Origin of the sequence: Micromonospora parathelypteridis, assembly GCF_014201145.1 — a bacterium.
Classification (GTDB): domain Bacteria; phylum Actinomycetota; class Actinomycetes; order Mycobacteriales; family Micromonosporaceae; genus Micromonospora; species Micromonospora parathelypteridis.
In genome coordinates this window covers 5,637,213-5,655,388 of sequence record NZ_JACHDP010000001.1, presented here as the reverse complement: position 1 = coordinate 5,655,388, position 18,176 = coordinate 5,637,213, and the positions used below count along the sequence as shown (strand labels likewise).

General features: G+C 72.9%; 18 protein-coding genes and 1 riboswitch. Of the genes, 2 read left to right on the top strand and 16 right to left on the bottom strand.

Annotated elements, in window-relative coordinates:
* Positions 1-46: 46 nt before the first annotated feature.
* From pnuC to rpe, 5 genes are all read right to left on the bottom strand, one after another.
* Entirely contained in the window at positions 47-733 is a 687-nt protein-coding gene (pnuC, locus tag HNR20_RS25625; protein ID WP_184184726.1) for a nicotinamide riboside transporter PnuC, read from the bottom strand.
* A complete protein-coding gene (locus tag HNR20_RS25620; protein ID WP_184184723.1) occupies positions 733-1,377 on the bottom strand; it encodes a riboflavin synthase in 645 nt (214 codons plus the stop codon). The genes pnuC and HNR20_RS25620 overlap by 1 nt, the downstream gene beginning before the upstream one ends.
* A 1-nt stretch (position 1,378) precedes the next feature.
* Positions 1,379-2,440, bottom strand: coding sequence for a bifunctional diaminohydroxyphosphoribosylaminopyrimidine deaminase/5-amino-6-(5-phosphoribosylamino)uracil reductase RibD (gene ribD / locus HNR20_RS25615; protein WP_184184720.1), 1,062 nt, complete (start codon positions 2,438-2,440; stop codon positions 1,379-1,381).
* A 166-nt stretch (positions 2,441-2,606) separates the two neighbouring features.
* Positions 2,607-2,777: riboswitch (FMN riboswitch) on the bottom strand.
* A 77-nt stretch (positions 2,778-2,854) separates the two neighbouring features.
* A complete protein-coding gene (locus HNR20_RS25610; protein ID WP_184184717.1) occupies positions 2,855-3,811 on the bottom strand; it encodes a response regulator in 957 nt (318 codons plus the stop codon).
* A 1-nt stretch (position 3,812) separates the two neighbouring features.
* The gene (rpe, locus tag HNR20_RS25605; protein ID WP_110566069.1) at positions 3,813-4,493 is read right to left on the bottom strand and encodes a ribulose-phosphate 3-epimerase; all 681 of its coding nucleotides are present in this window, start codon (positions 4,491-4,493) and stop codon (positions 3,813-3,815) included.
* 254 nt (positions 4,494-4,747) lie between these two features.
* Here rpe and HNR20_RS25600 point away from each other — a divergent pair, with 254 nt between their 5' ends.
* Positions 4,748-5,638 carry a septum formation family protein gene (locus tag HNR20_RS25600; protein WP_184184714.1) on the top strand — a complete coding sequence of 297 codons (891 nt, stop codon included), beginning with the start codon at positions 4,748-4,750 and terminating at the stop codon, positions 5,636-5,638.
* A gap of 82 nt (positions 5,639-5,720) precedes the next feature.
* The gene (locus tag HNR20_RS25595; RefSeq protein ID WP_184184711.1) at positions 5,721-6,611 is read left to right on the top strand and encodes a septum formation family protein; all 891 of its coding nucleotides are present in this window, start codon (positions 5,721-5,723) and stop codon (positions 6,609-6,611) included.
* An 83-nt stretch (positions 6,612-6,694) separates the two neighbouring features.
* Here the strand turns inward: HNR20_RS25595 and HNR20_RS25590 are convergent, their stop codons facing one another.
* From HNR20_RS25590 to mihF, 11 genes are all read right to left on the bottom strand, one after another.
* Positions 6,695-8,104, bottom strand: coding sequence for an RsmB/NOP family class I SAM-dependent RNA methyltransferase (locus HNR20_RS25590; protein ID WP_184188992.1), 1,410 nt, complete (start codon positions 8,102-8,104; stop codon positions 6,695-6,697).
* Positions 8,105-8,127: 23 nt separating this feature from the next.
* The gene (fmt, locus tag HNR20_RS25585) at positions 8,128-9,054 is read right to left on the bottom strand and encodes a methionyl-tRNA formyltransferase (RefSeq protein WP_184184708.1); all 927 of its coding nucleotides are present in this window, start codon (positions 9,052-9,054) and stop codon (positions 8,128-8,130) included.
* A gap of 5 nt (positions 9,055-9,059) precedes the next feature.
* Positions 9,060-9,617 (bottom strand): peptide deformylase, encoded by a 558-nt coding sequence (gene def, locus HNR20_RS25580; protein ID WP_229687334.1) that lies wholly within the window; start codon positions 9,615-9,617, stop codon positions 9,060-9,062.
* Between the two features lie 46 nt (positions 9,618-9,663).
* Positions 9,664-10,932 carry a cytochrome P450 gene (locus tag HNR20_RS25575; protein ID WP_184184705.1) on the bottom strand — a complete coding sequence of 423 codons (1,269 nt, stop codon included), beginning with the start codon at positions 10,930-10,932 and terminating at the stop codon, positions 9,664-9,666.
* 121 nt (positions 10,933-11,053) lie between these two features.
* A complete protein-coding gene (locus HNR20_RS25570; protein ID WP_184184702.1) occupies positions 11,054-12,037 on the bottom strand; it encodes an AAA family ATPase in 984 nt (327 codons plus the stop codon).
* 284 nt (positions 12,038-12,321) lie between these two features.
* Entirely contained in the window at positions 12,322-14,301 is a 1,980-nt protein-coding gene (locus HNR20_RS25565) for a primosomal protein N' (protein ID WP_184188986.1), read from the bottom strand.
* Positions 14,298-15,491 (bottom strand): methionine adenosyltransferase, encoded by a 1,194-nt coding sequence (gene metK / locus HNR20_RS25560; protein WP_151487780.1) that lies wholly within the window; start codon positions 15,489-15,491, stop codon positions 14,298-14,300. Before metK ends, HNR20_RS25565 begins: the two co-directional genes overlap by 4 nt.
* Before the next feature lie 87 nt (positions 15,492-15,578).
* On the bottom strand, positions 15,579-16,787 hold the full coding sequence (coaBC, locus tag HNR20_RS25555) for a bifunctional phosphopantothenoylcysteine decarboxylase/phosphopantothenate--cysteine ligase CoaBC (protein ID WP_184184699.1): 1,209 nt from the start codon (positions 16,785-16,787) through the stop codon (positions 15,579-15,581).
* A 14-nt stretch (positions 16,788-16,801) separates the two neighbouring features.
* Positions 16,802-17,065 (bottom strand): DNA-directed RNA polymerase subunit omega, encoded by a 264-nt coding sequence (rpoZ, locus tag HNR20_RS25550; RefSeq protein WP_007075826.1) that lies wholly within the window; start codon positions 17,063-17,065, stop codon positions 16,802-16,804.
* 64 nt (positions 17,066-17,129) lie between these two features.
* Positions 17,130-17,663 carry a nucleoside/nucleotide kinase family protein gene (locus tag HNR20_RS25545; RefSeq protein ID WP_184184696.1) on the bottom strand — a complete coding sequence of 178 codons (534 nt, stop codon included), beginning with the start codon at positions 17,661-17,663 and terminating at the stop codon, positions 17,130-17,132.
* A 25-nt stretch (positions 17,664-17,688) separates the two neighbouring features.
* Positions 17,689-18,006: an integration host factor, actinobacterial type gene (mihF, locus tag HNR20_RS25540; RefSeq protein WP_030335662.1), complete on the bottom strand. Its 318-nt coding sequence runs from the start codon at positions 18,004-18,006 to the stop codon at positions 17,689-17,691.
* Positions 18,007-18,176 lie beyond the last annotated feature (170 nt).

The window sequence follows — 18,176 nt, the reverse complement described above, 5'->3', positions numbered from 1 at the left end:
TGACCGACCACGGCGCTGAACTCGATGATTCGCTCGCTACGCTCGCTCATGCGACGGCCTCCGTGTAGATGGGACGGACCGGCGCCGGCCGGGTGGCGCGCGAGGTGCGCCACCAGGCGGCGAAGCCCCAGACGCAGATGGCGCCGTAGATCAGGTACATGACCGCCGACGGGTAGAACCCGCCGCGCAGCAGCAACGGCACGCCGACCGCGTCGACCGCGATCCAGAGCAACCAGAACTCCACCCAGCCGCGGGCCATGCCGTACGTGGCCAGCAGGCTGCCGGTGAGGATCCAGGCGTCGGGCAGCGGACCCCACGAGCCCAGCGCCGCGAGCACGGGGTACGCGGCGGCGGTGCCGACCACGGCGGCCAGCAGCATCACCAGACGTTCCCGCCCGGTGGCCCAGCGCGGGACGACCGCCGCCTGCGTGGCATCGGCGCGACGGTTCCGCCGCCAGCGCCACCAGCCGTAGACGCTGACCGCGAAGAAGAACACCTGCCGGCCGGCCTGGCCGTACAGATCGTGCTCCTGTGGGGTGGCGAACACCCCGCCGAGGAACACCGTGAGGAGCAGCGCGTTACCGATCATCCCGACCGGCCACGCCCAGACCAGACGGCGCAACCCGAGCAGCGCGGAGATCAGCCCGAACGCGTTGCCGACGATCTCCCGGGCCAGCACCGGCGAGCCGGCAACGTGCACCTGGGCGTCCAGCAGCCAACTGAGCGGACCCATCAGGCCACCTCGCCTGTGCTCGAGGCCACCGGGTGAGCGTCGGTGCCGGCGGACCGGCTGCCGAGCAGCCGCTCGACGTACTTGGCCAACACGTCGACCTCCAGGTTGACCGGGTCGCCGGCACCCTTCGCACCGAGCGTGGTCAGCTTGAGCGTGGTCGGGATCAGCCCGACGGCGAACTCGTCCTCGCCCACCTCGGCCACGGTCAGCGAGACGCCGTCGATGGTGATGGAGCCCTTCTCCACCACGTACCGGGACAGGGCGATGGGCAGTCGGAACCGGACGGTCTCCCACTGCTCGGCCGGCTCCCGGGAGATCAGTTCACCGACCCCGTCCACGTGGCCCTGCACCAGGTGCCCGCCGAGTCGGCTGCCGAGGGCAGCGGCCCGCTCCAGGTTGACCGGGTCGCCGGGGCGCAGCGCGCCCAGCGCGGAGCGGCGCAGCGTCTCCCCCATCACGTCGGCGGTGAAGGTCCCGTCGACCACCTCCACGACGGTCAGGCAGACGCCGTTGACCGCGATGGAGTCGCCGTGCCGGGCGTCGGACGTGACCAGCGGACCGCGAACGGCGACCAGCGCCGAATCGCCCGCCGTCGGCGTCACCCGGACGATCTCGCCCAACTCCTCGATAATGCCGGTGAACATGTCAGCCCTCCCTTTTGCGGGGCAAAGCGGTGATCCGGAGATCCGGACCGATCTGCGTAACGTCGACGAACTCCAGATCGATGGCCTCAGCGATGGTGGTCACTCCCGCGTCGACCAGGGCGGTCGGTCCGGCGCCGAGCAACCGCGGCGCGACGTACCCGACGATCTTGTCCACCAGGCCGGCGGCCAGGAACGCGCCGGCCAGCCGGGGGCCGCCCTCCAGCAGCACCGCGCGGACCCCGCGCTGGTGCAGCGCCGCGAGCAGCGCCGGCAGGTCGACCCGGCCGTCCGGGCCGGCGCCGACCTCGTCGGCGGTCGCGATCCACGTGCGCGCGGCGCCGTCGCGGACCCGGGCGTCATCCGGGGTACGCCCCGAGCTGTCCACCACCACCCGCAGCGGCTGCCGGATCGCCAGGCTGCCGTCGCGCAGGTTGCGGGCGGTCAGCCGGGGGTCGTCGGCGAGCACGGTGCCCACCCCGGCGAGCACCGCGTCGACCGTGCCGCGCAGTGCGTGCACGTCGATCCGGGCCGCCTCCGAGGTGATCCACATGCTGGTGCCGTCGGCCGCGGCGGAGCGCCCGTCGAGCGTGGCGGCGTATTTCCAGATGACGTACGGCCAGCCCCGGCGCATCGAGGTCAGCCACGCGACGTTGCCGGACTCGGCCTCCTCGCCGCGTACCCCCAGGTCGACTCGGACCCCGGCGGCCCGCAGGGTGGCGGCGCCGCCGGACGCGACCGGGTTGGGGTCGGGCACGGCGATGACCACCCGGCCCACCCCGGCCTGGACGAGCGCGGAACTGCAGGGGCCGGTGCGACCGGTGTGGTCACAGGGCTCCAGAGTGACGACCGCGGTGCCGTTCTTGGCGCGTCGCCCGGCCTGCGCCAGGGCGACGATCTCGGCGTGCGGCCCGCCGGCGTACGCGTGGAAACCCTCACCCACGACCTGGCCGTCCTCGTCGAGCAGCACACAACCGACGACCGGGTTGGGACTGGTGGTGCCGAGTCCGCGTGCCGCCAACTCGATCGCCCGCCGCATCGCCTCATCGACGGAGACGCTGACCATCGCCCTGCCCCTGCCCTCTCACTCGCCGGTCCGCGCGCGGGCGGTCAGGGAGGCTGCGGCCATGGGGCCGCGGGCAGGCGGTGGCGGATTCCGGGAACGGCACAGCCGACCCGGAGGGTCGGCACGGCACGCTGAAGCCAGCGGCCGGCTCGGACCCGTCCGTCCCGCGCGCTGTCTCCCATCCGGACTGTCTGGGGGCGGACGAACCGCTCCCAACCGTCGGCCCCGGATTTTCACCAGGTCCACCGGACGGCAGAGCCGTCCGGGTCGCGGGCTGACCACGGTTGGACCGTGGATCACCGCCGGTTCGGAATCTCACCGAGTCCCGCCAGCGCGTGGTGGGTACCTCGAAGTCTTACACGCCGATCCGGGTGCGTCGCCACCTAGGCGAGCTACTTCACAGCGGGATCACGCTCAGGTGACCCCGCGGCGCCGGTCCACCGCCACGTACGAACCCGGTTGGCTCTTGGCCACCGTCTTCATCTCCGAGGCCACCGCGATCGCCTCGAGGGGGTCGGTGAACCGCTTGCCGGCGTCGGAGAGGGACACCCCGATCGAGAGCGTGACCAGGGCGGCGCGGCGGATGTTGCCGCGCCGGTCCTTCAGCTCGACGAAGCCGCGCTCCCGGTCGGTCGCGTCGTAGAGCGTGTCGGCGGACTTCTCGAAGTCGACCACCGCGCGCGACGTCAGGGGGCGGACCTGGTCGGGGGCGCAGACGATGACGAAGTCGTCGCCGCCGACGTGGCCGAGGAAGGCCGGTGGCAGCCCCACCGCCACCACCGCCCGGTGCAGGCTGCGGGCCAGCGCGGAGATGAAGTCGTCGCCGCGGACGAAGCCGTACCGGTCGTTGACGCTCTTGAACCGGTCGATGTCGATGTAACCGACCGCGTAGTCCACACCGTGCCGGACCCGGTCACTGATCTCCCGACGGATCCGGCTGTTGCCGGGCAGACCGGTCAGTGGCGACACCTCCCGGAACTCCTTGTTGCGGCGCAGGGTCGACGAGACCCGGGCCACCAACTCGGCGGTGTCGAACGGCTTGACCAGGTAGTCGTCGGCGCCGGCGCTGAGCCCGTGCACCTTGTCGACGGTCATCCCCTTCGCCGTCAGCATGATCACCGGCAGGGCGGAGGTCATCGGGTCCGCGCGCAGCCGCCGGGTCAGCTCCAGCCCGTCGATGCGGGGCATCATGAGGTCGACCACCGCCAGGTCCGGCCGCTGACGCTCGATGACCTCGAGGGCCTCCTGGCCGTCGCTGGCGTGGATCACCTCGAAGCCGTGCAGCCGCAGGTTGAACTCGACGAAACGAGCGATGTCCTCGTCGTCGTCGACGACGAGAATGATGTCCTTGCGGTCGCCGTCGGGGTCCATCTCAGGCCTCGGGAGCCGCGCGTTCCGCCAGTGCCCGCAGGTGCCGTACCGCCTCCGCCGGGTCGGCGGCGCCGTACACGGCGGTGCCGGCCACGAACGCGTCGGCGCCGGCAGCGGACGCCTGTTCGATGGTGTCGGCGGCGATCCCGCCGTCCACCTCGATGCGGAGCTCCAGGTGCCCGGCCGAGACGTGTCGGCGGGCGGTACGCACCTTGTCCAGCAGTTGCGGGATGAACCGCTGCCCGCCGAAGCCCGCCTTGATCGTCATGATCAGCAGGGTGTCGAAGCTCGGCAGCAGGTCCAGGTACGGCTCGATCGGGGTGTCCCGGTCGATGGCCAGCCCGGCCTTCGCGCCGGCCGAGCGCAGGTCCTTGGCCAGCGCCACCGGGTCGTCGGACGCCTCCGCGTGGAAGGTGACGTTGTACGCCCCGGCGTCGGCGTAACCGGGGGCCCACCGGCGCGGATCCTCGATCATCAGGTGCACGTCGAACGGCATCGCGGTGACAGCCCGCAGGCTCTGCACCACGGGCAGCCCAATGGTCAGGTTCGGCACGAAATGGTTGTCCATCACGTCGACGTGCAACCAGTCCGCGGCGTCCTCGACGGCACGGACCTCTTCGGCGAGGCGGGCGAAATCGGCGGCCAGGATGCTCGGCGCGACGATCGGCGGCGGTACGGTCACGGGGCCAGTGTACGAACGCGGTCACCTACATCCCGCATGGCGGCACCAACTCCGACGCGCTGTGATCCGGCAGTGACCAGTGGTGCAGAATAAGTCGGTCCGGACCGCCGAATTCGGACGAATAGACATGAGTGGCTAGCCGATCGACGGAAACACGACGACACTCCAAGCGGGACGGTGCCGTAGGCTGCACGCCCGCCGGGGTTTCGCCGCGGGGCGCGGTGACCGGCCGCCAGCTCCCGGAAGGGCGGACGATGCGACGGTGGTTTCCAGCGCTGGTGCTGGCCGGCGTCACGACGATGCTGCTGGCCGGCTGCGCGCCGACCCGTGGCGCGGACGGTGATCTCACCGACGACTGGCCGGCGCTGCGGGAGCCGACGCCGTTCGCCCCCGCCACCGACACCTGCCTGCCCCGGATCACCGCGATCGTGCAGGCGAGCACGTACGAGACGGTGGACTGCGCCCGTAACCACGTGGCCGAGGCCATCCACGTCGGCACCTTCGTCGGGCCCGACGCGCTGGCCGAGGCCCGTCCCGAACCCGGATCGGCGGCGCTGCGCAGGGCCCGTGCCGAGTGCGACCAGCGGGCCCGGGAGATGCTCGGCGGCGACTGGCACACCGCTCGCCTCACCCTGTCCCTCGCGCTGCCCTCAGCGCCCGCCTGGTCCGGCGGAGCGCGCTGGTTCCGCTGCGACCTCAGCGAGACCGGCAGCATCGACAACACCCGCGCGGTGAACCGCACCGGCAGCCTGCGCGGCGCGTTGATCGGCGACACCCCGCTGACCCACCGTTGTTTCGACCCCAAGCTGATCGGCGACAACCTCAACTACATGGCGCCGGTGCTCTGCACCGAGCCGCACCGCGCCGAGTTCGTGGGCGTCTACGACGAACGGGACGTGAGCTGGGCTGAGTTCACCCGCTCCGCCGAGCAGGCGCACAAACGCTGCATGGAGTTGATCGCCACGTACGCGGCGGTGCCGAACGACGGCGACCTGCCGTACCGGGCCGGGTCCATCTACTACCCACCGTCGCAACGGGAGTGGGAGGACGGTGACCGTGGGGTGCGCTGTTTCCTGTGGAGCGACGACCGCAAACTCACCCGTTCGATGCGCGGCGCCGGCCCCAAGGGACTGCCCGCGATCTGAGCATCGGTGCCGTATGCTGCTGCGCCGTGGCGCTACCTACCGGCGGGGTCCGGCTGGAGGCCACCGCAGCGGGAGGTCAGGAATGCGACGGTGGTTGGCGGCGTTCGCCGGGGGTGCGGCTCTGGCCCTGGTGCTGACCGGGTGCAGCACACCGGCCGGAGTCGACCGTGACCTCATCGACGACTGGCCAGCGCCCGTCGCGGCGCAGCAGTTCGTACCCGCCGCCGACGTCTGCCACCAAACCCCCCAGCAGGTCGGCTTCCTGACCGGTTACAACCCGACGGCGTGCACCGAGTCGCACCTGGTGGAGACCATGCACGTCGGCACGCTCACCGGGCCGAACGCCGAGCCCGGCACGCCCCCGCAGCCCGGCTCGGCGGGCCTGCGGGCCGCACAGACCGCGTGCGACACCCAGGTCAACAAGGCGGTGGGCGCCGACTGGCGTTCCGGTCGGCTCGGCCTGACCGTCGTGCTGCCCTCGCCGCAGGCCTGGACGGGCGGGGCCCGCTGGTACCGCTGCGACGTCACCGAGATCGCCAGCATCGACGACACCACGGTGGGCGTGCGCACCGGCAGCCTCCGGGGCGCGCTGTCCGGCGCGGCCCCGCTGGCGTACCGCTGCTTCAACCCGAAGCTGGTCAAGGACGACATCGACGAGATGGTGCCGGTCTCCTGCACCGCCAAGCACCACGCCGAGTTCGTCGGGGTCTGGCAGGCCCCGGAGGTCAGCTACGCCGAGTTCTCCCGCACCGTCAAGCGGACCCACCGGGCCTGCCAGACGATGATCGCCAAGTACGCCAAGGTTCCGGACAACTCGCAGCTCGACTTCCGCGCCGGCACGATCTACTACCAGCCGTACGAGGAGGAGTGGAAGAACGGCAACCGTGGCGTGCAGTGCTTCCTCTGGATCTCCGACCGGAACCTGACCCGCTCGATGAGGAACGCCGGCACCAAGGGGCTCCCGATCACCTGAGCGAGTTGAACGGAAGGGCCCCCGGCCAACGCCTGGCGTTGATCGGGGGCCCTTCCTGACATCGGACTCGGTGCCGGCGCGGCTCAGCCTCGGCGCAGAACGGCGAGGAACATCGCGTCGGTGCCGTGGCGGTGCGGCCAGAGCTGCACGGTCGGCCCGTCGCCCAGACCGGGCATGCCGGCCGGCAGCAGCGGCCGGGCGTCCACGAAGTCCACCGGAACCCCACTACGGCGCGCCGCCTCGGTCACCGTCACGTGCGTCTCGACCGTGTGCGGCGAGCAGGTGACATAGGCGACCAGCCCACCCGGGCGGACCGCCCGCAGCGCCGCACCGAGCAGCTCCCGTTGCAGCCGGGTGAGCGGCGGCAGGTCGGACGGTTGCCGGCGCCAGCGCGACTCCGGCCGGCGACGCAGCGAGCCGAGGCCCGTGCACGGGGCGTCCACCAACACCCGGTCGAAGTGCTGTTCCGGGAGCTTCGGGTCGGCGCCGACCTCACGGCCGTCCATGGCCAGCACGGCCACCGGCAGACCCCGGGTCGCCTGGGAGACCAGCCGGGCCCGGTGCTCGGCCACCTCGACCGCGGTCACCCGCGCACCACGCTGCGCGGCCAGCGCGCCGAGCAGACCGGCCTTGCCGCCCGGGCCGGCGCACAGGTCCAGCCAACGCCCGTCCGGGCCGTCCAACGGCGCGTCGGCGAGTGCGGCGGCCACCAGCTGGGAGCCCTCGTCCTGGACGTGGGCACGGCCGTCGACCACCGCCGGCACGTCGCCCGGCGCGCCGCCGGGCAGATAGACGGTGTACGGCGAGAAGGCGCCGGGCGCCCCGCCGACCTGGTCGGCCAGCTCGATCGGGTCGATCAGCCCGGGTCGTGCGCACAGGTGCACCGGCGGACGCTCGTTGTCCTCGATCAGGAGGCGGGCCGTCTCACCGAGATCGCCGCCGAGCGCCTCGGAGAAGGCCCGCACGATCCACTGCGGATGGCTGTACGCCAACGCCAGGTGCCCGACCGGGTCGGTCTCCATCGGCGGGGCGAGCTTCGCCACCCAGGCGTCCGCGTCACGGGTGGACACCTCGCGCAGCACCGCGTTGGCGAAGCCGGTCGCGCCCGGTGCGACCGATCGAACCAGGTCCACCGTCGACGAGACCGCGGCGTGCGCCGGCACCCGGGTGTGCAGCAGCTGGTACGCCCCGAGCCGCAGCGCGTCGCGTACCGGCGGGTCGATCCGGGCCACGTCCCGGCCGGCGGCGTCGGTCAGGATCGCGTCCAACGTGCCCAGGTGGCGCAGGGTGCCGTAGGTCAGCTCGGTGGCGAACGCCGCGTCCCGGCCGAACAGCCCCTCCTCGCGCAGGATGGTGGGCAGCACCAGGTTGGCGAACGCGTCGTCGCGGTGCACCGCGGCCACCGCCTCGTACGCCGCGCGGCGCGGCCGGTCCACGGTTGGCCGGACCGGACGGCGGTCCCCGCCACGACCGGCCGACGGGCCGGAGCGCATCGGGCGCGTCCCCTCCGGGGCCGTCACGCGAAGTCCTCGCCGGTGCCCACGCGGACACCGCGCGCCCAGTCCGTCGCGCCCATGGCCCGCTTGCCCGCGGCTCGGACCTCACCGAGACGCACCGGCACGGTCGCCGTGCCAGCCAACACCCGGGACTTCTCCACCAGCAACTCCCCCGGCTTCAACTCGGGGCCGTCGGGCACCGGCACGACCGGGCCGAGCTTCACCCGCTCGCCCCGGAACGTGGTCCAGCCGCCCGGGGCCGGGGTGCAGGCCCGCAGCCGGCGGTCCACGGCGAAGGCCGGGTCACTCCAGCGCACCCGGGCGTCGTCCACGGTCAGCTTCGGCGCCAGCGACACCCCGTCGGCGGGCTGCGGCTCGGCCCTGGCGGTGCCGGCGGCGATCGCGTCGAGCACCGCCACCAGCAGACCGGCACCGGATTCGGCGAGCCGCTCCAGCAGGTCACCGGAGGTGTCAGCGGCGCGGATCTCGTCGGTCAGCGTGCCGTAGACCGGGCCGGTGTCCAGGCCCTGCTCCAGTTGGAAGACGCTGGCCCCGGTCAGCTCGTCACCGTGCAGCACGGCGTGCTGCACGGGTGCGGCGCCACGCCACGCGGGCAGCAGCGAGAAGTGCAGGTTGATCCAGCCGTGTCGGGGGATCTCCAGGGCGGCCGGCGGCACCAGCGCGCCGTACGCGACGACCGGCACACAGTCCGGTGCGAGCTCGCGCAGCCGGTCGAGGAACTCGGGGTCGCGGGGGCGGGCCGGCGTGAGCACCTCGACACCCTGCTCGTCGGCCCACTCGCCGACCGGGGAGCGGGACAGGCCACGCCCGCGCCCGGCGGGCGCGTCGGGCCGGGTGACCACGGCGACCAGGTCGTGCCCGGAGGCGGCGACGGCGGCCAGAGCGGGCACGGCGACAGCCGGCGTACCGGCGAAGATCACGCGCATCGGGGTCACCGCCCCAGACCGAAGGGGTCGCTGATGTGCGGGCTCAGCTTGACCGTCGGCGGGGCCGCCGCGTCGTACCACTCGGCCTGGCGGATCGCCTTCATGGCCTCCTTGCGCCCCTGAGAGTCCAGCCGGTCGAGGAAGAGCACCCCGTCGAGGTGGTCGGTCTCGTGCTGGACGCAGCGCGCCATCAGACCGGTGCCGACGATCTGCATCGGGTCGCCGAACGAGCTGAAACCCTTGGCGATGACGTTCTGCCGACGCTTGGTGTCGAAGTAGAGCCCGGGGATCGACAGGCAGCCCTCCGGGCCGTCCTGCTCCTCCTCGTCGGGAAACTCGAGCACCGGGTTGATCAGGTGCCCGAGCACGTCGTCGACGTCGAAGGTGAACACCCGCAGGCTCACGCCGAGCTGCGGCGCGGCCAGGCCTGCGCCGTTCTGCTCACGCATCGTGTCGGTGAGGTCGGCGACGAGCCGACGCAGCTCGGCGTCGAAGTCGACCACCGGATCGGCCGGCGTGCGCAGCACCGGATCCCCAAACAGACGGATGGGCTGAACGGTCACGCGGGATGGCTCCTTCGACAGGTGGGACGGGCGGTGCCGTACCAGTCTACGGAGTGCTCGGACGCGCGCCGGCCGGCGTACCTCGATCGGCCACCGCCGGTGTGCCCAGTGTCACCGTCAGGCTCTCGTAACCGCGCAGGGTCAGCCGGGTGCGGTGTCGGGGCGTCCCGGCCAGGGCCAGCTCGGGCAGGCGGCGCAGCAGCATCGGGAAGGCCAGCTGCGCCTCCAGCCGGGCCAGGCCGGCACCGAGGCAGTAGTGCGGGCCGGCGCCGAAGGAGAGCGGGTGTGCCTGGTCACGGGCCGGGTCGAAGCGCTGCGGGTCGGGGAAGCGTCGCGGGTCCCGGTTGGCCGCGCCGAGCAGCAGCAGCGTCGTGCTGCCGGCCGGCAGGTCGACCCCACCGCAGGTCACCGGCGCGGTGCTGGTCCGGGTGGTCAGCTGCACCGGGGAGTCGAAGCGCAGCAGCTCCTCGACGTACGCCGGGGCGAGGTCGGGGTCGGCGCGCAGCGCGGCGGCGGCCTCGGGGTGACCCAGCAGCACCACCAGGCCGTTGCCGAGCAGGTTGGTGGTGGTCTCGAAGCCGGCGACCAACAGCAAGACCAGGTTTGCCAGCAGCTCGGCGCCGGTGAGCCGGTCCCCGTCGGCGTCGTGCACCTGCACGAGCGCGGTGGTCAGGTCGTCGGCCGGCGCCCGCCGCCGGTCGACGACCAGCTCGACGAAGTAGTCGCGCAGCTCGGTGGCGCCAGCGTCGGCGACCGCCAGCTCCTCGGGGGTGATCTCCGGCTCCAGCACCCCGGTCAGGTCACCGGCCCAGCGGCGAAACATCGGCCGGTCCGCCGGCGGCACGCCGAGCAGCGCGCAGATCACACCCACCGGCAACGGGTACGCGAAGTCGGCCAGCACGTCGACCGGCTCACCGTCGGAGGACCGGGCCACCATCGCGTCGAGCAGCTCCACCGCCTGGGCGTGCACCACGTCGCGCATCCCGGCGACCCGGCGCGGGCTGAACGCCCCGGACGCGAGCCGGCGCATCCGGCTGTGATCGGGTGGGTTGGTCCGCAGCATGGAGCGGGCGATCGACGACACGGCGGGGCTCTGCCGCCAGTTCGGCCAGAGCTGATCGCGCCGCTCGTCGTCGAGCACCCCGAGGCGGGGGTCGCGCAGCAGCTCGTCGACCTCCGCGTAACCGGTCACCGCGTACAGGCCCGGCATGGCCTGCACGACCGGCCCGTGCGCGCGCAGCTGCTCGTACGTCGGGTACGGGTCGATGCGCCCCTGCGGCGACATGAGCAGGGTGAGCGCCTCGGCAGCGTCCATGACCGGCCTCCCTCGTCGATGCGTCGGAGGCTCCATCATCGGAGGTGCCGGCCCTTCCCGGCAGCCCCCGTCGACGCGGGCGCCCCTGCGCCGGGTTCATTCCGGCGCGGGGTGTGACCCGTCAGGCGTTGGCGCCCGGGTCCCCGGCGAGCACCGCGTCGCCGCGGAGCAACTCGGGCTCGGGCAGCGGCAGCTCGATCTTGTGGGCCGCCTCCCAGTCGTAGACCAGGCCGGGACGCACCTGAGCGGCGAAGTAGTCGATCGCGCTCATCCCACCCACCACCGGCTCGTCGACCTCGGCGACCAGTTGGGCGGGGACCAGGGAGAAGCCGTTCTGCAGGGCGGCGCTGAGCCGGCGGTGACCGTCGACGACGAAGAAGTACTCGCCGGTGAACCCGATCTTCAACGGCTCCAGCGCCTCGTCGCCGGCCTCGGCCACGTCGCCCACGAAGTCGGTGTCCCACAGACCCCGCAGGGTGGCGATGTCCTCGGTCGGGTAGACGCGGGACGGGTCGAGCAGCAGCAACGGCGGCCCGTCGCGCAGCACCTCGGCGCCGAGCGTGCCCTCGTACGCGGCGACGATGTGCTCGATCACCTCGGCCGCGGAGGCCCGGGTGGTGTCGCAGATCAGGTCGTAGTTGCGCAGGCGGGCCTTGTCCACCCCGTAACGGATGATGAACCGGCTGCGCTCGCTGGCGCTGCGCTCACGGAGCTTGGCCTTGGCCTCCTCCAGGGTGGCGTAGCTCTCCGCCGGCCCGGAGGGGCGGGCGAGCACCCGGCGGGCCGCCTCACCCGGCTCGGTGATCATGTGGACCTTGAGCGCGTCGGTGAAGAAGTGCCAGGCCAGCCGGGAATCCATGATCAGCGGCTCACCGGAGGCGGCGATGTCCCGCTGGAGCTGGTCGACGTAGCCGTCGACGGCCTGGTCGAGCTCGGCGTGCAGGTTGAGCTGCAGTGCGGTCATCTGCCGCTGCTGCGCCATCTCCCGGTAGAGGTCTCCCACACTGACCCGGCGCATCCCGAGCCGCTTGGCGATCTCGACCGACACGGTGCTCTTGCCGCTGCCGAGGTCGCCGTTGAAGACGATCGATTGTCCAACGGTCACGACTGGTCCACCCCTGATCACCGGCTCACAGACATCATCGACATCGCGTCCGAGCGACGCGTTCCCGCCATCCTGCGGCGGCGGCCCCAGCTCGGCGCGGCAGACGCTCCGTCGCGACCTGGAGCCGTCGTACGCCTCGACATGACGGGCGATGCTACCACTCCGGCGCCACCGCCCTGCCGGACGCCGTGTGCGAGGGTGACCCCCACGGGCCGGGCCCATCGACGCCGACACCTGCGAAAACAGGAGCAGCACAAGGGCGGCAGCGGCAGCGGCCGAAAGCGTCAGAACAGGCTCAGCGGGTCGACCTGGAGGCGAACCGGGTCGGCGGCCTTGCGGGCGGCGCGAGCACCGGCGGCCGAGTGCAGCGCCTCGGCGAGCGCGGCGGCGCGGGCCCGGGGCACCCGGACCAGCATCCGCTCCCGCCCCTCCTCCGCCGGCACCGGGCCGAGCACCTCGGCGTCGGCGGGCAGCCGCGCCGCGGCGAGCAGGTCCGCCACCGCCTCGGCCGGGCCGGTGACGCTCGCCATCCGTACGGCCGGCGGGAAGCCCAGCTCCCGGCGCTCGGCCAACTCCCGGCCGGCGAACCAGGCGGCGTCCCAGCGCAGCAGCGCCTGCACCGGGGCGAGCGCGCCGTCGGCGACCACCACCACCCGTCCGGTCGGTGCCGGGCGGGCCAGGGCCGCGGCCGCCAGCCAGCGGCGCAGCGCTTCCTCGCCGGCACGCAGGTCGGCCCGGGTCAGCAGGGCCCACGAGTCGAGCAGCAGCACCGCGCCGTAGCCGCCCTCGGCGACCGGCTCGGCACCCGGCGTGGTCACCACCAGGGCCGCGCCGCCGGGCACGTCGGTCAGCACCTCCTCGCGCCCCGAGGTGCGGACCGGCACGCCGGGGAACGCCCGGCCCAGTTCCTCGGCGGTCCGCCGGGCGCCGGTCACCGCGGCCCGCAGCCGCCGTCCCCCACACTCCGGGCAGGCGTACGCGGCGGCCACCCGAGCGCACCACCGGCAGGCCGGGGTGCCGCCGGCCGAGGGCAGCGCGAGCGGGCCGGCGCAGTGCGCGCAGCGCGCCGGGGTGCGGCACTCGGCGCAGGAGATCGACGGCAGGTAGCCGCGTCGGGGCACCTGCACCAGCACCGGCAGGTCCGCCCGGATGGCGTCGCGGGCGGCCGTCCAGGCCAGGCTGGGCAGCCGGGCGGTGGCGGCCCCGGGGTCGCGCGCCAGTTGCGGGTCGTCGCCGGTCGGCGCGATGGCCGGGATACGGGCCCGCACGGTCGCCCGTTCGGCGACCACCTCCCGAGCCCAGCCGGTCTCCAGCAGCAACTGCGCCTCGGCGGTGCGCGCGTACCCGCCGACCAGCGCGCCGGCCTCGGCGAGCTGGACTCGGGTGAGCAGCACGTCGCGGGCGTGCGGGTAGGGAGAGCGGGGCTCGGAGTGCAGGTCGTCACCGTCGTCCCAGATGGCGACGAGGCCGAGCCGCTCCACCGGGGCGAACATCGCCGCCCGGGTACCGATCACCACCGGCACCTGCCCGCGACGGGCGGCGAGGAACGCCCGGTAGCGCCGGGCCGGCCCGAGCGCGGCGGAGAGGCTGACGTGCCGCCCCGGGCCGAGCACGCTGGTGAGCGCCGCGTCCAGCCGGTCGAGGTCGCGGGCGTCGGGTACCACGACGACCGCGCCGCGCCCGCCGGCGACGGTGGCGGCCACCGCGTCGGCGTAGCGGGCCGCCCAGTCCTCGCCGGGCAGCGCCGACCAGACCGCGCGGGGCGCCCGACCGTCGGTGAGCGCGCGCAGCAGCGCCGGGCCCGTCGGGTAGTCCCGCCACCCGCGGGGGTCGACCGCGTCGGCCGCGGCGGCTTCCACCGGGGTCGGCTGCTCGTCCTGGGGCTCCTTCTCCACCCGCGCGTGCCGTGGCGGCACGGCGAGCCGGAGCACGTCGGCGAGGCTGCCCGCGTACCGGTCGGCGACCGCGCGGGCCAGCCGGGCGACCTCGGGCGACAGCACCGGCTCCGGCGAGACCACCTTCTCCAGGTACGCGAGGCGGCCGGTGTGCCCGGAGTCGTCGGCGCGTGACAACAGCCATCCGTCGACGAGCTGCCCGGCGAAGCGCACCTTCACCCGGGTGCCGGGCACCGCCGCCTCGTCCAGCTCCGCCGGCACCAGGTAGTCGAACGGCCGGTCCAGATGCGCGAGCCCGACGTCCACGCAGACGCGCGCGACCGGCGACCCGTCCGCGGGTCGCCGGTCGCTGCGCCTGGTGGCGGTCAGGCTCCCGCGGCCGACTTGAGGTCGGCGGCCCGGTCGGTGCTCTCCCAGGTCAGGTCCGGCAGCTCCCGGCCGAAGTGGCCGTAGGCGGCGGTCTGCTGGTAGATCGGGCGGAGCAGGTTGAGGTCCCGGATGATCGCGGCCGGCCGCAGGTCGAACACCTCGGCGACGGCCTTCTCGATCGAGGAGACCGGCACGGTCTCGGTGCCGAACGTCTCGATGAACAGGCTCACCGGGTGCGCCTTGCCGATGGCGTAGGCGACCTGCGCCTCGCACCGCTCGGCCAGACCGGCGGCGACCACGTTCTTGGCCACCCAGCGCATCGCGTACGCGGCCGAGCGGTCCACCTTGGACGGATCCTTGCCGGAGAACGCGCCGCCGCCGTGGCGGGCGTATCCGCCGTACGTGTCGACGATGATCTTGCGGCCGGTCAGCCCGGCGTCACCCATCGGGCCGCCGATCTCGAACCGGCCGGTCGGGTTGACCAGCAGCCGGTAGCCGTCGGTGTCCAGACCGAGGCTCTCCAGCTCCGGTGCGATCACGTGGTCGCGCACGTCCGGGGTGAGCAGCGAGTCGAGCGAGATGTCCGCGGCGTGCTGGCTGGACACGACCACGGTGTTCAGCCGGACCGGGCGCAGCCCCTCGTACTCGATGGTGACCTGGGTCTTGCCGTCCGGCCGCAGGTAGGGGATGGTGCCGTCCTTGCGCACGGCGGCGAGGCGGCGGGCCAGCCGGTGCGCGAGGGCGATCGGCAGCGGCATCAGCTCGGGAGTCTCCGAGCAGGCGAAGCCGAACATCATGCCCTGGTCGCCGGCGCCCTGCGCGTCCAGCGCGCTCTCCGACGCCCCGGTACGCAGCTCGAAGGCGTTGTCCACACCCTGCGCGATGTCCTCGGACTGCGCGCCGATGGAGACGCTGACCCCGCAGGAGGCGCCGTCGAAGCCCTTCTTCGACGAGTCGTAGCCGATGTCGAGGATGGTCCGGCGGACGATCGTCGGGATGTCGGCGTACGCCTTGGTGGTCACCTCACCGGCGATGTGCACCTGGCCGGTGGTGATCATGGTTTCCACCGCCACCCGGCTGTGCGGATCCTCGGCCAGCAACGCGTCGAGGATGCCATCGCTGATCTGGTCGGCGATCTTGTCCGGGTGGCCTTCCGTGACCGATTCGGACGTGAAGAGGCGGCGTGTCACGGCACTCCTAAGCGTGTGAGGTCGTTCCGCGGCAGTCTAATCACCACTGCGGCCGGTGTCGGGATCGGTCGCGCCCTGTACCACCCGTCAGGAGCGGCCGGGCAGCCGCGCCACGACGAGATCCCAGACGGTGTCGGCCACGGCCTCCTTGGCCTGCTCGGGCAGCCGGCTGACCGAGCCGTCCGCGCCGATGACCGTCACCGTGTTGGTGTCGGCGCCGAACACCAGATTTGGACCAACCTCGTTGACCACGATGAGGTCGGCCCGTTTCCGGGCGAGTTTCGCTCGGCCGTTGGCCTCGGCGTCACCGGTCTCGGCGGCGAACACCACCAGCAGTTGCTCCGGTCGTTTGCGCTGGCCGAGCTCCGCCGCGATGTCCGGGTTCGTGACGAGCTCGATGGTGGGCGCGACGCCATCGTCCGACTTCTTGATTTTGCCAGGCGCGTACGTCGCCGGGCGGAAATCGGCCGGAGCCGCCGCCATCACCACCGCGTCGGCCTCGACGGCGGCCTTCAGCGTCGCCTCCCGCAACTCGGCGGTGGTGCCCACCCGGATGAGGTCGACACCGGCGGGGTCGGCGAGCGAGACGTTGGCCGCGATCAGGGTAACCCGGGCGCCCCGCGCGACCGCCGCGCGGGCGAACGCGTAACCCTGCTTGCCCGAGGAGCGGTTGCCCAGGAAGCGGACCGGGTCCAGCGGTTCCCGGGTGCCACCGGCGGTGACGACCACCCGGCGACCGGCCAGGTCGGCGGGGGCGGAGTCGCCCCGGGCCAGGACCCGACGGGCGACGGCGAAGATCTCCGCCGGGTCGGGCAGCCGACCCTTGCCGGTGTCGACGCCGGTGAGCCGGCCGACGGCCGGCTCGATGACCCGGACGCCCCGGGCGCGCAGCGTGGCGACGTTGGCCACGGTGGCCGGGTGCTCCCACATCTCGGTGTGCATGGCCGGGGCCAGCAGCACCGGGCAGCGGGCGGTCAGCAGGGTGTTGGTCAACAGGTCGTCGGCGAGCCCGTGCGCGGCCTTGGCGAGCAGGTCGGTGGTGGTCGGCGCGACCACCACCAGGTCCGCCTGCTGACCGAGCCGGACGTGCGGCACCTCGTGGACGTCGGTCCAGACGTCGTCGGCGACCGGCTGGCCGGAGAGCGCTGCCCAGGTCGGCGCCCCGACGAAGCGGAGCGCCGACGCGGTCGGTACGACGCGGACCTGGTGACCTGATTCGGTGAAGAGTCGCAGCAGCTCACACGCCTTGTAGGCGGCGATGCCGCCGCCGACCCCGAGGACGATCGAGGCGGACATCGGCCGGCGAGGGCTTACGGCTGGTCGGTCGGCTCGGCGGTGAGCAGGCCCGCGTTGATCTCGCGCATGGCGATGGAGAGGGGCTTCTCCTGCGGGGTGGTCTCGACGAGCGGGCCGACGTACTCCAGCAGGCCCTCACCGAGCTGGCTGTAGTAGGCGTTGACCTGGCGCGCGCGCTTGGCGGCGAAGATGACCAGCGCGTACTTCGACGTCGTCTTCTCGAGGAGCTCGTCGATCGGCGGGTTGGTGATGCCTTCGGGGTTGGCGATGGATCCCACGAATTAACCTCTGCGTCTTTCGAGCCGCGCGGACGCGGTGCTGAGTCTCAACGGCGGCCGGCTGTCAGCCGCGCACGCGCGACCAGGCCGGATCCGGATAAGAAGAACCGAGTAAGCCTACCAGCTCGCTGACCACCCGCTCGGTGAGGTCATGTGTCAGCGTGTGCTCGAAGGCAGCCGCCACGGTGACGTCGGGTTCGTACCCGGGTGGGCTCAGCAGCACCAGCCGCGAATCGGGCAGACGCGCACGGACCAGCGGGGCGCCGGGCAGGTCGAGCGGCAGCAGCACCGGCTGCCCGGCGTCGAGCCGGGCGCGCAGCGGTGGGTACGGGGTGCCCCGGTGGTACACGCCGATCCGGGACCACTCCAGCAGCTCGCCGGCGGCGAGCCGGCGATCGAACTCGGCGGGGGCGAGGAAGACCCGGTCATCCCCGTCGATCTCCGACTCCCGGCGCGGCCGGGTGGTTGCCGGCACCGGGATCCACACGGACGGAGAACGCGCCCGGACTAGCTCGACGACACTCTCCCTGCCGGAACCCGAAGGTCCAGCCAGGACAGTGAGCCGAGCCGCCGGGCGCGCCTCGTCATCCGTGCTCACTGCTTGTTTCTACACGCTGCCAGGTTCAGTTGGCGGCGAACTCTCCAAGCAGTGCCTTGCGCTGCTGCTCGCCGAGGCCACGCAGGCGACGGCTGTCGGCGATCTTGAGCTTCTCCATGATCTGGGTAGCCCGGATCTTGCCGATACCCGGCATGGCCTGCAGGACGGCCGAAACCTTGAGCTTGCCAACGACGTCGTCGCTCTCGGCGCGCTCGAGGACGGCGCCGAGGGTGGTCTTGCCCTGCTTGAGCTGCTCCTTCAGCTGAGCACGGGCCTTGCGGATCTCCGCGGCCTTCTCGAGCGCGGCAGCGCGTTGTTCGGGGGTCAGTGACGGGAGCGGCACCAGTTCTCCTCAGGTCCCTATCGCGGCGGGCGGGGCGCACCGCCGCATCTGTGAAACGTGGTGTCGCTGTGAACCAAGGGGTCCATGGTTCCCAGCGCGGGGAAAACTAGCGGCCAACGGAGCTTTCGGCAACGTGGGGGCCGCATGATCACCGTAGAGTGACCGACCCA